The 15,839-nt window shown below is 45.9% G+C and carries 11 protein-coding genes; 6 read left to right on the plus strand and 5 right to left on the minus strand.

Features of this window, described 5'->3' with window-relative positions; all coding sequences use genetic code 11:
• Positions 1-240 precede the first annotated feature (240 nt).
• A complete protein-coding gene (locus SIB66_RS11715) occupies positions 241-843 on the plus strand; it encodes a hypothetical protein (RefSeq protein WP_413410182.1) in 603 nt (200 codons plus the stop codon).
• 1,348 nt (positions 844-2,191) lie between these two features.
• Positions 2,192-2,446 (plus strand): hypothetical protein, encoded by a 255-nt coding sequence (locus tag SIB66_RS11720; RefSeq protein ID WP_236070202.1) that lies wholly within the window; start codon positions 2,192-2,194, stop codon positions 2,444-2,446.
• 666 nt (positions 2,447-3,112) lie between these two features.
• On the opposite strand, the gene SIB66_RS11725 is transcribed toward SIB66_RS11720, so the two are convergent.
• The 5 genes from SIB66_RS11725 to SIB66_RS11745 all read right to left on the minus strand — a co-directional run bounded on the left by SIB66_RS11725 (position 3,113) and on the right by SIB66_RS11745 (position 12,258).
• A complete protein-coding gene (locus SIB66_RS11725; protein ID WP_063406163.1) occupies positions 3,113-5,335 on the minus strand; it encodes an NHLP family bacteriocin export ABC transporter peptidase/permease/ATPase subunit in 2,223 nt (740 codons plus the stop codon).
• A gap of 19 nt (positions 5,336-5,354) precedes the next feature.
• Complete coding sequence (locus SIB66_RS11730; protein WP_063406162.1) at positions 5,355-6,473, minus strand: efflux RND transporter periplasmic adaptor subunit; 1,119 nt, start codon at positions 6,471-6,473, stop codon at positions 5,355-5,357.
• Between the two features lie 42 nt (positions 6,474-6,515).
• A complete protein-coding gene (locus SIB66_RS11735; RefSeq protein WP_413681308.1) occupies positions 6,516-9,311 on the minus strand; it encodes an ATP-binding cassette domain-containing protein in 2,796 nt (931 codons plus the stop codon).
• A gap of 10 nt (positions 9,312-9,321) precedes the next feature.
• Positions 9,322-10,344: a cyclic nucleotide-binding domain-containing protein gene (locus SIB66_RS11740; RefSeq protein WP_063406161.1), complete on the minus strand. Its 1,023-nt coding sequence runs from the start codon at positions 10,342-10,344 to the stop codon at positions 9,322-9,324.
• 351 nt (positions 10,345-10,695) lie between these two features.
• On the minus strand, positions 10,696-12,258 hold the full coding sequence (locus SIB66_RS11745; RefSeq protein ID WP_063406160.1) for a UbiD family decarboxylase: 1,563 nt from the start codon (positions 12,256-12,258) through the stop codon (positions 10,696-10,698).
• 64 nt (positions 12,259-12,322) lie between these two features.
• Here SIB66_RS11745 and SIB66_RS11750 point away from each other — a divergent pair, with 64 nt between their 5' ends.
• The 4 genes from SIB66_RS11750 to murI are packed head-to-tail and all read left to right on the plus strand — an operon-like array spanning position 12,323 to position 15,820.
• Positions 12,323-13,054 (plus strand): 2-phosphosulfolactate phosphatase family protein, encoded by a 732-nt coding sequence (locus SIB66_RS11750; RefSeq protein ID WP_063406159.1) that lies wholly within the window; start codon positions 12,323-12,325, stop codon positions 13,052-13,054.
• Between the two features lie 42 nt (positions 13,055-13,096).
• Positions 13,097-13,918 carry a carbon-nitrogen hydrolase family protein gene (locus SIB66_RS11755; RefSeq protein WP_063406158.1) on the plus strand — a complete coding sequence of 274 codons (822 nt, stop codon included), beginning with the start codon at positions 13,097-13,099 and terminating at the stop codon, positions 13,916-13,918.
• A 4-nt stretch (positions 13,919-13,922) separates the two neighbouring features.
• Positions 13,923-15,017 (plus strand): N-acetylmuramoyl-L-alanine amidase, encoded by a 1,095-nt coding sequence (locus SIB66_RS11760; protein WP_063406157.1) that lies wholly within the window; start codon positions 13,923-13,925, stop codon positions 15,015-15,017.
• Positions 15,014-15,820 (plus strand): glutamate racemase, encoded by an 807-nt coding sequence (murI, locus tag SIB66_RS11765; RefSeq protein WP_063406156.1) that lies wholly within the window; start codon positions 15,014-15,016, stop codon positions 15,818-15,820. Before SIB66_RS11760 ends, murI begins: the two co-directional genes overlap by 4 nt.
• Positions 15,821-15,839 lie beyond the last annotated feature (19 nt).

The following is a 15,839-nucleotide window of genomic DNA, read 5'->3' on the forward strand; positions in this document are numbered from 1 at the left end:
CATTGAGTTTTTTTTAAGCATCGAGCAAAGCCTGGAGTTTTTTTTTAAGCATCGAGCAAAGCCTGGAGTTTTTTTTTAAGCATCGAGCAAAGCCTGGAGTTTTTTTTTTCAAGTGAACAACCAAAAAGCAACGCTGAGATGAATAATTAAACGGCCAGCAACTAAGTGAATATGCTCAAACCGGCTGACGAAATCTGAAAAACGACCTACAAATAAAAATTAAGCCCTTTGACTAAACACATGTCTAAAAAAAAGGCTTCGACGGAAAACTCTGATGAGCTATCCAAAGAAGAATTGAAAGGAGTCGCTGGCGGCTGTGGTGATCCAGGCATGCAACCTCCAGGTGGTGGGCCAAGAGCAGGGATGCCTCCTGGCCAATTCCCCCCAGGCGAGCAACCCCTGCCACCAATGCCAGGTCAAGGCATGGTTGGCTTTGATTATGGCGGCGGAGCGGGCGGGGATAGTGAAATGCCACATCCACATGATCCAAGCATGCCGCCTCCAGGCGGTGAAGGTTGGATGCCGCCGCCTCCAGGCGGTGAAGGTTGGATGCCGCCGCCTCCAGGCGGTGAAGGTTGGATGCCGCCGCCTCCAGGCGGTGAAGGTTGGATGCCGCCGCCTCCAGGCGGTGAAGGTTGGATGCCGCCGCCTCCAGGCGGTGAAGGTTGGATGCCGCCGCCTCCAGGCGGTGATCAAGGCACGCCACCTCCAGGGGGAGGGGGGCCAGGGGGGCCACCAATGGGCAGCGATCCAGGCGTGCCACCTGAAGGTGCTCCGCCAATGGGCGGTGATCAAGGCACGCCACCTCCAGGCGCCGGTGGCGCTACACCACCCCCCCCATAGCGAAAGCGAGTTAACACTCCAGGTCTCGATTTAAAAAATATCGAGACCTAAGTATTAAAATCATACAGACAAGTGGATAATCGAAGAAATCATCAGTTTGAATCAAACACCAAGCCAAGACTGTGAAGAAAATAATCACTAGTATCGGCCATGAATCAACGCTTAGCTCATCATTAAACAGCCCTAATAGGATGTTTAATGATGAGCCAATCCTCCGAAATAACCCTAGAATGCTTACTGCTTGAAGACAAGCATAGCCGATCCAAAAAAAAGAAGCATTACTTAGGCATCAATAATTACCCAGAAGGCAGACAAGCAACGCTTGTCAAATTATTTTAAAATAACAATTGATATTTAGAAATGGCGACAATAAAAGTCGCAGTAATGGCCAAATAGAACAATAAAAACATTCACAAAGCGCAACAGAAAGCAAAGGAATTAACCCAGCAATCTGTTCAGACAGACTTGCACAGACAAAACAGAACCCACATACCAATCAGCACCCATTTACCGCCTACTGGCAATATTGCCTCTACAAATGATAACCAATATAAAAATAAATGAATCATATATTCGCCAAACCATTGTACAAACAAGATTGCCGGCAAAAAGCTAAATATCTGATACAGTTCAACGAGAGAAAAGCCAGAATTAGATCTATGATTTTCAAATAAAGTTTCGAAATATTGGCAACATGCTTGCGAAATAGTTCTCCAAATCTAAAGGATAAAAAAACCATGCAAATATCGACAGATTACTCTGAATGAAGCTTCATGTCGACAAATTAATAGGTAATTATCTACTAGCTCTAGCAAAAGCTCAATTAGCCAGGCCTAAATCCAACGTTAAGTTAACAGAAGTGAAAAGATAGCGTACAGTCAAAAATTTAAACATCTACAACATTAGCCTATCAGATTACAGCAGTATTGCTCAGGAGACAATGAAAATGAGCCCTAACAATGACTTATGACTGACAAGAAATATTGCACTAAAGGAATATTGTAAGGGGTTTATTGGAGCTGACTACAAATGGCCTGAGTTACCTCTTGAAGAACAGACAGATCTAAGCTGGTGGAGCGAATGGAGAAAAGAAGATCTACCAAACAAGCATTTTGCGGGTATAAGTAATTATCTTCCAAGACTATGGATTAAACCACAAAAAGAAGCCAGTAAATCTGAAACCTCCAAGTGTTTAGCACTTAAAGGAGAAGAGTGTTAAAATCAATCCTAGCAAGATTCGATTCTTGAGCTCAGAGATGCAGGTGGATTTTCAGTTCGAATAGCGAAGCACCCATGCATAACATTACCAATATTACCCGTAATAGAAATCCAAGACCGTGAGGACTTTTTGAGTGTCGAGCGCCAAGCTTATCGCTGCGGACTAAATACAATTCAACCGTCTGTACATGCTGAGGCAATCAGTGGCTTAATTCACTGGGGCTTGATCCTCAAAGTAAACAATCTACTAAGAGCAAAGCTCATCATTTTACATCGGTCTCCTTATAGCTCATTATCAGCAAGAAATCCAACTAATGAGAAAGTGATTGAATTATCTCAACATTGGCGACATGAACATGAAATTACACTGTTAGCCACCAAATGACTAACAGGTGAAATGCGGCTCAACCTTTATGATGAATTAATTGCTGATACCCTAGGAATGCTGAAATCACTAAAAATATTCTCAACAGATAATTCTAGAATGGAACTCGGACTGAATATCGATTCAACAACAGAGATAAATGGCAGTGTTCATACATATTCAAGAGAGTTGAATCCGAAAGATGTGCCAAATGTCTACACATATGCCCTACAACGGGCTTATAAACTAGAAGAATTAATCAGATCAAGGTCAATCCCAAATGAGCGTATTGCACTGCTAAGACACCGCATAGTGCATAGACTATGCTCAACAGTTTAAAAAAGGGTTGGGTTGAATCAATTGCAGTAAAGGACGATGGTGAGCTTGTGCATATTACAGACTTCATTGAGGGAAAAGGCTGATATTCGTTTGCTTATGATATCAGTAGGATTATCCTCATAATAAAACTAGAGATAAGAGAGACCCAGGAGAAATAAAAGTAGTTAATTTTTGGAATAATAATTAGACTTAGAACGAAGAGGAAGACATCTCATGAACTATGGTTAAAAATAATTTTTGATCTAGTGAGATGATTAATTAAAACACCTGAAGGAGTTAAAGCAAATGATTGCTTTAATAGATCTCAAGTCAGGATAAAATTTTTTACCTATGATGAAATCAGTCTGATCAAGTGCTCTCAGCAACTTCATTAAGCAGGGAGGAATAAGGGCTTCCCTGTATAGCAGCCATCTGACTATGAGTACCCCGTTGAACGACTTCTCCTTTATCTAAAACTATAATCTCATCTGCATCTCTGATTGTACTCAATCGATGTGCAACGATGATTTGGGTGCAACCCCTACGCCGAAATGCCTCATCAACTAAACGTTCAGTTTCCGCATCTAATGCTGAAGTCGCCTCATCAAGAATTAGGATTGCTGGATCTTGAACTAATACCCGGGCTATCTCAAGACGTTGTCTCTGACCACCTGAAAGATTGCGCCCACCTTCGGTTAGTTTTGTTTGAAATCCATCTGATAACTGCAAAATTGTCTGCAAAATCTGTGCGTCCATACAGGCCTTTTGTAGTGTCGCATCTGGAATCAGTTGGTTCCAAAGAGTGAGGTTATCCCTAACACTGCAGCCATAAATTGCGATATCCTGCTGCACCATTCCCAGTGAAGCCACTGCTATTTTTCTCGGTATTTGAGTTAAAGGAATTCCATCATATAGAATCTCGCCACTTGTAGGCTGATATAGGCCAGCAATCAATCGGGCGACTGTACTCTTACCAGAACCACTGCCACCCACAAAAGCAATCCTTTGACCCGGCTTGATAGACACATTTAGACTATTGATAAGTGGATCTTTAACTGGAACATATCCAAAACTCAGTGAACGAATCTCTATTTCACCAGAAAGACGACTACGCTCATCGGGAAAAGAAGAAAGGGTTTGATTAGAATTAAGTATTGGGTCTATAGGCTGTTCTAAGACATCTTCAAGGCGAAGTACACTTGCAGTGAAATCAGGCAGTTCGCGGACAAAATTAATAACACTTTCGATCTCACGCTTGAGGCTCATGGCTATTGTCTGCGCTGCAAGCAACATTCCAATTGTCAACTCTCCTTTTATAACCAGTAAGAAACCAACAGATAGAATTAAAACCTCATTAGTTGTTGTCAACATGCTTGGGACTAATGCCATGCGTGCATTGCGCATGCTTACTTCCTGAGAAAAATTTAGCAAACGTGTTTGATAGCCGCTATATCTTTTGAAAATATCATTTTCAAGTGCGGCTGACTTAATCGATTCTATTTCTCTTACTGCACCTACAACAACAGAACCTGTCTTAGCGGTATCCTTGCTAATTTGCAAGCTAGCATCTTCAAGGTATCGCAAGTTGAGGCTGACAACTATCGCATTAATAGTAGTCGTGGCGATTACAATTGAACCAAGAATTGGGCTATAGAGAAAAGTAAGTATCAAATAGAAAACTAACAGTGTCGAACCAGTTGTCAATGGAATTAACCTGCTAGCAATAAAATCAGAGATTTCGTTATTATATTGCATCCTAAGTGCAATGTCTCCAGAGTAGCGCTGTGAGAAGAAACGTTCCGGAAGGGATAAAACATGCCGTTCAAACTGTGCTGCAAAACGTCGAGTCAATCGCTTTTCGAGAGCAATGGTGCTCATCAACTGGAGCTGTTGAACAATGGCTTGAAATATGATCGTAAAAGCAAATGCCCAAAGCATTGGCTTAAGCCATTGTTGCAGTTGGTTGCCAATTACTTCGTCCATATATATTTGCGCGTAAATCGGTATTACTAGCTGCGGAAGAACCAATACAAGACCGCTTAATAAAGTAAATAACAAGGCAAATCTTTCTGTTGACATCCTACGGAAAACAATTGGCCAAACCGAAGGGGCCTTACCCCCTTTCTTGAATTCTGGTGTAGGGTCGAAAGTTAATGTAATTCCAGTATAACTTGTTTCGAATTCATCCATCGTTACTGTGCGTGGGCCAACAGCAGGGTCGTTAAGCATAACTTTGTCGCCTACAAATCCTTCAAGTATCAGAAAATGATTAAATTCCCAAAAGAGAATTACAGGCAGCTTAACTTTCTGGAGTTGAACCAATCCCTTCTTAAATCCTTTACCTTTCAGTGAAAGAGATTCACCTGCCAAAAGAAGATTTGCTGCGTCACTTCCATCTCTAGACACGCCACACAATTCACGTAATTGAGTCAAGGGAACATACTTTCCAAAATGCTGTAGAATGATGCTCAATGAGGCAGCTCCGCATTCTGTATTCTCCATTTGAAGAACTGTTGGCGTGCGTACCCAGCTGCCGTCGTACTTTGCAACTTGTGTTAGCCAGATCCGTTTTATTTCACTGAATAGCGTCATAACTTTTTCTTCTTAAGGATCAATAGATGCCGCTCAGGTCTCTGAGCAACGGAATAACATAACTTATTGGAGGGCGTTGTTCTACAACAACACTAATATTAGTATTTGTACCTGGAGTAAGCAAAAGATCTGGTCCAGATCCACCACCCCAATCATAGCCACTAAGAGTATTCTTGCTACGATTAAGTGAAGTAGTAACCTCTATTAGTGGCTGTTGATTTGGGTTGATACTATTCACTGTAGCTTCATTACCCAGTCTAAGTTTCAAGGCAGCTTGGCTTATAGGCAAAGGGCTGATTTCTGTAATCATGCCCTGTATACCTCCATGACGTTGCTGTTTAGTCGTTGTCGGTGTCACTCTTACAGGCTGGCCCAACTTTAGCCTTTTGCCATCTTTAGCAGCAAAGAATCCTAAACTAATCAGATCATCATTACCTTCCAAAACATTCAATTCAAATAGTATTGTGGCCGGCTGAATATATTGACCAGTTTGAACTTGGCGGCCAACAATACAGCCATTATGAAGAGCTTTTACCGCAGCCATTTGACTAATTTTTTCTTTAATCTTAAATAAAGTCAGCTGTTGTTGCTTGATCCCTTGGTTGCGTCGATTATCTTCAGCAAAAATCTGAGCTTCTAAATCTCTAGTCTTCTGCTCACGTCTAGCAAAATCATCAGCACTTATAGCGCCACTACGGGCATACTGAGTGACACGTTTCAACTCTCTCTCTAGAAGTTTAAAACGTTTTTGGGCATAAATCTCCTCACCACGATCATCATTAATGAGTTGAGCAAGCTGATCCTCAGCTTTTTTCTGTTCTAATTTCAATTCAACAGGATCGATCAAAGCCAAAGTCTCTCCTTTCTTTATGCAAGTCCCTATATCAAAAGGCATGCTTTTTATTCTACCTGATATTTCTGCTTGAATTAAATGAATGGTATTTGGAGTTGTTAACACTCCATTACCTTGGATACGTATAGGAAGACGACCAAATATAGACCATATCAGAATATATCCACCGAAACTCATCAGACCGAATAATAATGCCCATTGGCCAGGTCTCAAGAGCTGCATAGGCTGGTCAAGTTGTTCAGGAGTACTGAGGGCATCAAGTGCCTTTTTTCGGAAGATTGACATTACACTTTTGCAAGGAACAGATTGGATTAATTGAACTAGATGCTATGTCACTTGTCTTTTCATTAGCTCAGCAAAAAGACCTTCTTTAGAAATAAGTTGATCAAAACTACCTATCTGCTGGATTTGACCATCCTGCAAAACAAAAATTCGATCAGCATTACGTATTGTACTCAGCCGATGTGCCACTGCAACTCTAGTAATTGACATTGCTTGCAAGCTTTCAGTAACCATCATCTGAGTACGATTGTCTAATGCGCTTGTCGCTTCATCGAAAATAAGAATCTTGGGATTTCTCACTAAAGCCCTAGCAATACATAATCGTTGTCTTTGCCCTCCTGACAGTGTTCCTCCACCTTCAGGTAAAACAGTTTGCATACCCATGGGCATCTCACGAATGTCATCTGCCATAGCGACCTGCTCTGCAGCTTTCCAGGCTTGCTCTTGTGAAATCAAACTTCCACCAGCAATGCACTCGAACAAGCTGCCAGCCATGATGCTGGAATTCTGCATTACGGTTCCAATCTGCTCCCTAATCCGATCCTTACGTAGACCTCTTAAAGGTTGACCATCAAAACGTACCGTTCCTTCCTCAGGATCACCAAATCCAAGCAGCATTCTTACAATCGTACTCTTCCCAGAACCTGAAGGACCAACTAGGGCAATAAATTCTCCAGGATTGGCTGTGATGCTTACTTGATCAAGAATAAGAGGCTGATTACTTTCATAACGATAACTAACACGGTCAAGTGAAACAGCTCCGTTCAATAAACCAGGATCGACAAGATCATCAAGTGCTTCTGGCTTTGCTTCTAGGATTGGACGGGCACGTTCATAAATAATAGGCATATCAAAAGCACCAACAAACAAACCAGCCAGGCTGGCCATTGAACCAATAAAAGTTCCAAAGGCTGAGAAAAAACCAAGTAACTGACCAATATCTGGACTACTAATGTTGGGATTCTGCAGAGCCTCTGAAGCTAACTTAGTAATTACTATATATAACAATAAGTTGCCAAGGTTAGGTATGATCGTCTGTAGCAAAGTTGAGATTGAGTCTTTAGCATCTCTTAGCTGCTCAAGTGTGGTAATACGCCTAAAACTTTCACCCCACCAATGAGCTGCAGCCGATTCAGCTCCAGCCATCCTTAGTTTTGAGACAGAACTAATCAGTTCCAAATTGCGAGTTTGTGCAGCACCTGCAACTATTTGTTGCTTGCGAGCAAGTTCTCTAGACTGTAACCCTACAATTGCTGTTGGTATCATCAACATTAGGGCTACAATAATTGCCAAAACTGTCAATTTGACACTAATCCTCAACATAAAGAGGATGTATATACTGGTAAGAGAGGTTCTAAGTAGCCCCCCCTCAAGTAGGGTCTGAATTTCATTCCGCAGTTGCTCGAGCGCAGAAAACCGTAGTTGGATATCGCCAAAAGTATATTTGCGAAAGAAATCAGTTGATAATGACAACATCCGATTCATGGCTGCAAATTGTGATCGCACCGCGCCACGTTGCTGCGCAATCTGTAATGAACGAGATTTCGTCCATTCAAAGGTTACCCTAGTCAAACCAGCGACAATTAAAATACCTGATATCTGTAAAAGTAGGCCTAAATCTTTATCTGGGAGTGCCTGATTAACAAGAATTGTGTTAAAAGTTGGTGTTAGCAAGCCTAATAAAGTAGAAGCTAAAACAACTGCAGTAGCTGTACGAAATCCGCCACTTAGGACACCTAGTGTTCCACCCATAAGCAATCCAGTTGCTCCCATGCCAAAGATCCACCTTGCCGCCCCAACATCCTTTCCAATTGACAATAAAAAGCCAATAGAAAGGCCAGTCAATAATCCACCGATAATGAATTTCTCAGTTTGTTGAGGCTTTCCATAGGCAAACTTCAACAAGCCGACTGTCGTAAGATCCTCTTGTGAAAATCCTGGAAAGACATTAATCATACGAGGATTTAACTGGTTCAGTATATGATTACATTCCTTTATAGGAAGCGGTTTCTGCATTACTGCCGGTTGCCAAACTTGATAACCAGAACTCTCAGAAAGAAGCACAACCGGAGATTGATCATTGTCATCCTGAAATCCAATCAAATGGCCACAATCCTTGTCTAGTGACATCTCATTCAAAAGGATTTCTCGATGTATAAAACCACTTCGATCCAAAATACTAATCAATCTTTGGCGTGAATCCTTTGGCTCATAACTTGAATACTTAAGACTACGGTTTAAGCGCTTAGCGATAAGTTCAAGGCCAGAAAGAAGTTGATCATTTTGATGATGAATAATACTAATACTATCTAGCTGACCTTCAGAGTTAGTTTCACTTGAGCTCCCATCTTCAAAGGATAGAAAAAGTCGCCGCTCTGAGCGATCATCAATGATATTAGATTGCTGTATCTTCTCCTTATTCTGGTCCAAATGTGCCAACATCAAATTATTTACAAACCACAAAAAATCTTCCTCTGATGGCTTATCTAAAGTCTGCGATTTTGCAGTTATCTGCTGAGTCTTAATGTCTAAATTTTCCTGAATCAGGCGATATATTATTACATGCCAAATTTTATCTATATTAGCCTCTAGACTGATTGGATCAATCTCCTCAAAGTTGCATGTTGTAACAGCCTTGAGTTGCAACTTAAGACTAGTTTGATTCAAGGAAAGAACTGGGATTGTGTCTCCTGCTTTGAAACTTAGTAGACCACGTCTCTGCAACAAGATCCCTTCCTTTCCTATTGACTCAGCAACCACAGCCAACTCACCTTGGCGAAGGCAATAGGCCTTTATTGGCCACGAAATGTATTGGCCAACATTCAAAGAAGAAGGTGACATTCGCAATCAACTATTGAAGGTTAGTAGCAGTTTTGTTCTGAAATTGCTTACAAAGCCAATCAAAGCGGGATCCAGCTGTTGTGATACCAGAAAGGATGTCAAAGTCAATGGAATCATCAGAACTTGTGACCTTCCCATCTGTTTCCTTTTCTTGGCTACGATAAGCTAATCCCATACTAGCCAGCTGATCTCGACCACGTTGAGAAAGCATACGCGACATCCCTCTATAAAAGCGCATACCAAATCCAGCATTTGATTGAATCTTATCTTTAAGAGCAGCTTTATCTATACCAATGGTTTCCATACCAGAGGCCGCACGTACCGTAGCCGTGGTGAGATTATATTGACTATTGACCATCGACATCTCTCCAAGTAATTCACCTCGAGTTGAACTGCCAACAATTTTCTCCTTATCATCAAGCTGAACACTTACACTTGCATCACCAGCAAGAATCAGAAAAATTTCTGGGAGAGTTTCTCCCTGTCGGATTAATGCCTGTTCCGGCTTAAGGCGATACAATTGCCCTTTATTTGAAATCCAGATAACATCAGATTCCGAAAGATCACTAAATAGCGTTAATACCTTGCGTAAAGGTTCAACAACATTTCCCGAGAACTTATGAACCATTGCATTCTGCTGCTGAATCTGTTGCGAGAGCTTTTGCGCCAACAAGTGATAAAGAGCACGGCCAAGGGAAGAATCATTCTTGATCGCAGAGCTTAGGGTGTCCTTGTTGACAGCAAGGATCTCACTGCCTGCTTCGGCCACTACAGTTGCAACAGGCGGACGTGACTCAAGAAATGACATCTCACCAACCAGTGCGCCTTCAGAAAGCTTGGCAAGCAAAACACCATCTTCACTGCGCCTGGAAGTAGTTACAAATAAATGACCATGACGCAAAATATAAAACTCCTTACAATAATCACCTTCGCGAATCAGTGTTAGGGATTGCTTGGCAGAAACAACAGTGGAATTGCTTGCAACCCACTCAATCAATTTCTCTTCCGCAATCAAGAAAAAGTTAAATTCCATAAACTTCTCGACTCAAGCCAATTGTAATGTATTTCAGAGAAGCTCTTTAAGATTACGGATTTAGTTAATAAGTGTGTTTAACAATGTAGCGCCATTATTGCTTCCCACGGATTATCAATTTAAGCAGATGTGCACAAGCCAAAAGTGAATTGTCATGATGACACCATCCAAGACAACTTTATTACATCGATAATCAATTGCATTTAGCCTAAGATCTTACATTAGAGTTTTGTGGAATAGGCATGCGCAAAAATTTCTCATGTCTTGAATCAAAACTAATCATTATAACCTTACTTCGTGTTTCGAGTTGATGTTTCTTTTCCTAGATCAGTTAAAAAAAATGGAGTCTAATCATCTAATAACGCTTCTAGGTTTCAGGAGTTCATCCAAAACATAGCCGAACAAAGTTGGATCAGGTTCTTCGCTGCCCAGATCCCCAAGCCCAAGCTCCTGCCATCGAGCATCCACCCTGCTTTCTAGAACTGCATCCCGGCTGAGTGGCTCCCCCCATACATGGCGCTTCTCAGGCCCAATCTTAGTGGTGGCGTCGATGGCCATCCTGCCTCCGAGCCCCAGATGTTCGCTAGCAAAATCAAGGCTATCGAAAGGGGTGTTCTCAAGTACAAAGAGATCCCTTTGCGGATCCACCTGTGCAGCGATAGCCCATACCACTTGACGTGGATCTCTCACGTTGATGTTGGCATCTACCACGACAACGAATTTTGTATAGGTGAATTGGGGCAATGCGCTCCAGAAAGCCATCGCGGCACGCTTGGCTTGGCCTGGATAAGACTTGTCGATTGCAATCACCGCCAGCTTGTAACTGAGGGCCTCCATCGGTAGAAAGAAGTCAACAATCTCCGACACCTGTTGACGCAAGATGGGCGTGTAGATTCGGTTCAAGGCGATGGCGAGCATCGCTTCTTCTTTGGGAGGGCGGCCGCTAAACGTGGTGAGGAAAATCGGATCGCGGCGTTGAGTCACGCAGTGGAAGCGCACCAATGGCGAGGACTCCACACCTCCGTAGAAGCCCATATGGTCACCAAATGGACCATCCTCTAATTCCTCGCCAGGTGTGATCGTTCCTTCCAACACCACTTCGCTATGGCTAGGGACTTGCAAGTCAAGTGTTTTGCAACCTGTGAGACGTACACCCTCTCCTGCATAAAGACCAGCAAAAAGCCATTCACTGAGTTGCACAGGAATCGGAGTTGCTGCGGCCATGATCAGCAGAGGGTGTACACCAATAGCAATGGCCACCTCAAGCTTCTGGCCCATGGCAGCAGCTTTGCGTAGGTGCCTGGCTCCGCCGCGAACGCTCAGCCAATGCACCGTCATGGTCTTTGGCGATTGGCGTTGTAGGCGATAGACCCCCACATTCGGCACTCCCGTCTCCGGGTCTTTGGTAATCACAAGACCCAGGGTGATCACACCACTGGCATCGCCTGGCCAGGGACGGATCAAAGGCAGGTTGTCGAGATTCAACGCATCTCCACGCAGCACCTGCTGATGGCAGGGAGGTGTGAGATCCAGGTCTGGTCGCGCTTTGATCAGATCCCAAAACACACTTGCAAACTGTCTGGTTTCTTGCAGACCCTTTGGCGGCCTTGGTTGCTGCAGCAGAGCCAAACGAGTTCCCAGATCCTCAAGTTGCTGAGCGTTGTCCAGACCCATGCTCCACACCACTCGCTCCAAGGTGCCCATCAGATTCACTGCCACTGGCATCGATGAACCAATCACGTTTTCGAACAACAGGGCCGGCCCACCCAAGCCCAGCACCCGATCAGTAATAGCGGCGAGTTCTAAATCTGGATCTACGGGAGCACTGATCCGCCTTAGTTGGCCACGTTGCTCAAGTAGGGCTAGGAAGTCCCGCATGTCTTGGGACGCAGGTCCGGGACGAAGCAGGGGCATGGTTGGTAAGACAGTCAGCAAAATGATCTAGTTACTGTGGCGCACGTCGTTCCCTATCGAGGCCATGCAGCTCGCTTATTTCCATGTGGCCGCGGATGTGCCTCAGGGGGCTGAGCCTGATGCTGCTGTCGTCATCGACGTTCTCAGAGCTACCACCACCATCGCCTGGGCTTTAAACAACGGTGCCGAAGCTGTTGAAGCCTTTGCTGACTTGGACCAACTGAGGCAGAGCGCGGCTCAATGGCCGGAGTCTTCCCGTTTGATGCTTGGTGAGCGAGGCGGACAGCGCATTGAGGGATTTGATCTGGGGAATTCCCCTGTCGCTGTGGTGCCCGAGCAAGTGGCTGGCAAAAGACTATTTATGAGCACGACTAACGGCACGCGCTCGTTGCAGCGAGTACGAGGGGTTCAGCGTTTATTCACTTTGGCACTACCAAACCGCAAAGCTGTTGCAGACCACTTGTTGATGGATCCACCTGAGCAACTTTGGATTGTTGGTAGTGGTTGGGAAGGGGCCTACTCCCTGGAGGATTCTTTGGCGGCCGGAGCATTGGCCGATTTGCTATTGGATGCTGCCGCTGATGAGGCTTGTGTCGTGAACGACGAACTCACTGCTGCACTAGCCCTTTGGCAGCAGTGGAAGCACGATCCAGAAGCCTGTCTTCGTCAAGCCAGCCATGGGCAACGCTTAATTGGGCTTGGCGATCACGATGCAGATTTCAGATGTTGTGCTGAATTGGATCGGCTTTCTGTGGTTCCTGTTCAGGTCAAACCCGGAGTCCTTTGTGCCTCTTGAAACCACACTGCGATCTAAAGTTTCGCTCTCTGTTTCAACCCTGTGACCGACTTTCTGGCAGCCGCTTTGCAGCTGACGAGCACCTCGGAGCCAGAGCTCAATTTTGCTGCTGCCGAGGAGCAGATCGAACTGGCTGCCCGCCGTGGGGCGGAATTGGTGGGATTACCTGAAAATTTTGCCTTTATGGGTGATGACGAGCGACGGCTGGAGCTGGCACAAGACTTAGCTGAGCAATGCAGCCGCTTTCTGGTCACCATGGCAAGGCGCTACCAGGTAGTGCTTCTGGGCGGGGGCTTCCCTGTACCTGCAGGAGATAGCAATCACACGGTCAACAGAGCCGAGTTGGTTGGTCGTGATGGTCAGCTGCTAGCGAGATACGACAAGATTCATCTCTTCGATGTGGATCTACCTGAAGGCAACACCTATCAGGAGTCGGCCACGACTACGTCTGGTCGTGAACTACCACCGGTCGTGGATGTGCCAGGACTATGTCGAGTGGGACTATCCATCTGCTACGACGTGCGCTTCCCTGAGCTCTATCGCCATCTCGTCGGTACTGGCGCCGAGTTATTGATGATTCCAGCAGCATTCACGGCTTTCACCGGAAAAGATCACTGGCAGGTCTTACTTCAAGCCAGGGCCATCGAAAACACCTCCTATGTGCTTGCACCTGCCCAGACAGGTCGTCATTACAACCGTCGACAGAGCCATGGACATGCCATGGTGATTGATCCCTGGGGAACCGTCTTGGCTGATGCAGGGGTGAGTCAGGGTGCAGCTATTGCTCCTGTGGATAACTCGCACATTGGTCGCATTCGCGCGCAAATGCCAAGCCTCCAACACCGGCAGTCAGCACTGTTCTGAGCCAATGGCCTCGGCTCCATCCCGCCCTCTCATCCTGCTGGTGGTTGGTGCCTTGCAGATCCCTTTGGTTTTGGCAGCGTTGCCGGCCAGAGCGGCAAGTGCTTTAGCGGCCTGGGCACTTGGAAGCGACGGGGTGTTGCAGTTGCGTACATCAAGAGGGGCTCGTCTAGAAGCATTCTTTCAACCAGCGGATGGGGCCCAAGGAGCAAAGGTCTGGATTGATTTTCCTGGAGAATTGAGCCGCTCCCGCAGCCTGCGGGGTAGCGGGCCGGTGCGTGCGATTCGTTTGGGGAAACCAACGCCTGGCTCAACTCGACTGGTGATTGAGTTCAAACCATCAATCTCTCTGAATCCAAATCAGCTCAAGCTGATAGGAACCTCTCCGGACCGCTGGAAGCTCAACTTCGAAGGCTTACCGACCCGCGGGCTTCGCCCTATCGGTGAAGGAGACCTGAAAGCATCAACTTTGAGCCGATGGGCTCCTGGAATCAGGATTACACCCACACGGACGCCTATCAATGCCTCTGGTTTGCCGAATGTCCCCCGCGGGCGCTTTAGAGTTGTCATTGACCCTGGTCATGGTGGTCCAGACCCTGGTGCTATAGGGATTCGCGGTCTACGTGAGACGGATGTTGTTCTCGATGTTTCCCTTCAGGTGGCCCAGCTATTAGAAGCTCGAGGGGTGCAGGTCATCATGACCCGCACGGCTGATGTGGATGTGGATCTACCGCCAAGAGTGGCGATCGCCAATCGAGTAGGTGCTACTGCATTTGTAAGCATTCATGCCAATGCCATCAGCATGTCCAGACCACAGGTCAATGGAATCGAAACTTTCTATTTCTCTGATTCCCGTTCAGCCAGGTTGGCGTCTCATATCCAGCAACAGGTGCTGAACGTCTCCCCTGGGAGCCCCAACAGAGGGGTCAGACGGGGCCGTTTCTTTGTCATCCGGCGAACCACAATGCCCTCCGCCCTAGTTGAGACAGGTTTTTTAACAGGACGGCTAGATGCTCCTCGGCTGGCTTCAGCAGCCCATCGCCGCAAGTTGGCTCTGGCTATTGCTACTGGCATCCTCAACTATTTGCAGGGGGTCCGTTGAAGCCTCGCTTGGGATTATTTGATAGCGGCGTGGGTGGGTTGACTGTGCTCAGGCGAGTGCTGGAGCGCCATGGGCAGGTGCCTTGCCTCTATCTCGGTGATACCGCCCGAGTCCCTTACGGAAACCGCATGCCGCATGAAATCCGAGTGATCGCCAAGGAGGTTGTTCAGTGGTTACGAGACCAGCAAGTGAATGCGGTTGTGATGGCTTGCAACACCACGAATGCGTTGGCTTCTGATGTGGCTGAAGCGGTTGCGGGAGGGATCCCTGTCGTGAGGTTGATCGAGGCAGCAGCCAACATGCTTTCGGAAGAGCGTGTGGGAGTACTGGCCACTCCTGCTGCTGCTGCATCAGGCGCATATGGCAAACAAATTGAGATCTCTCGACCAGGCACGATGGTTATTGAGCAGGGATGTCCGGCCTTTGTGCCATTGATTGAGACTGGTCAACTCAGCAGCGAGGAGCTTTATCAGGCGGCGCGTGAGTATCTGAATCCACTCTTGGCTGCACAGGTGGAAGCAGTGATTCTCGGATGCACTCACTATCCTCTTCTTGAACCGATCTTGCGTCAGATTTTGCCGCAAGATGTGCGCTTGATTGATCCTGCTATCGGTGTGGCGCGCGAGCTGGATGTTCTGTTGGGTAGCCCAACGATCCCATTGGGAACATCACTGTCGCTGACCTCTACACGGTTCTGCGTGACTGCCAATCCCGAGGGCTTTGCCACACGTGCTACTCCATGGTTGGGCGAGCGTCCTCAAGTTGAGTTGGTTTCACTGCAATGTCCTGCCTGCGCCTCGTAAGATCACTCCACCGAGGGAA

It is taken from the genome of Prochlorococcus sp. MIT 1318 (assembly GCF_047304505.1).
Lineage (GTDB): Bacteria > Cyanobacteriota > Cyanobacteriia > PCC-6307 > Cyanobiaceae > Prochlorococcus > Prochlorococcus marinus_D.

Bases quoted from the DNA above. Each gene is read 5' to 3' on its own strand.
- SIB66_RS11745 (WP_063406160.1), bottom strand. From the start codon at position 12,258: ATGCCCCTGCTTCGTCCCGGACCTGCGTCCCAAGACATGCGGGACTTC.
- SIB66_RS11750 (WP_063406159.1), top strand. From the start codon at position 12,323: ATGCAGCTCGCTTATTTCCATGTGGCCGCGGATGTGCCTCAGGGGGCT.
- SIB66_RS11715 (WP_413410182.1), top strand. From the start codon at position 241: ATGTCTAAAAAAAAGGCTTCGACGGAAAACTCTGATGAGCTATCCAAA.
- SIB66_RS11735 (WP_413681308.1), bottom strand. From the start codon at position 9,311: ATGTCACCTTCTTCTTTGAATGTTGGCCAATACATTTCGTGGCCAATA.
- SIB66_RS11760 (WP_063406157.1), top strand. From the start codon at position 13,923: ATGGCCTCGGCTCCATCCCGCCCTCTCATCCTGCTGGTGGTTGGTGCC.
- SIB66_RS11725 (WP_063406163.1), bottom strand. From the start codon at position 5,335: ATGACGCTATTCAGTGAAATAAAACGGATCTGGCTAACACAAGTTGCA.
- SIB66_RS11740 (WP_063406161.1), bottom strand. From the start codon at position 10,344: ATGGAATTTAACTTTTTCTTGATTGCGGAAGAGAAATTGATTGAGTGG.
- SIB66_RS11730 (WP_063406162.1), bottom strand. From the start codon at position 6,473: ATGTCAATCTTCCGAAAAAAGGCACTTGATGCCCTCAGTACTCCTGAA.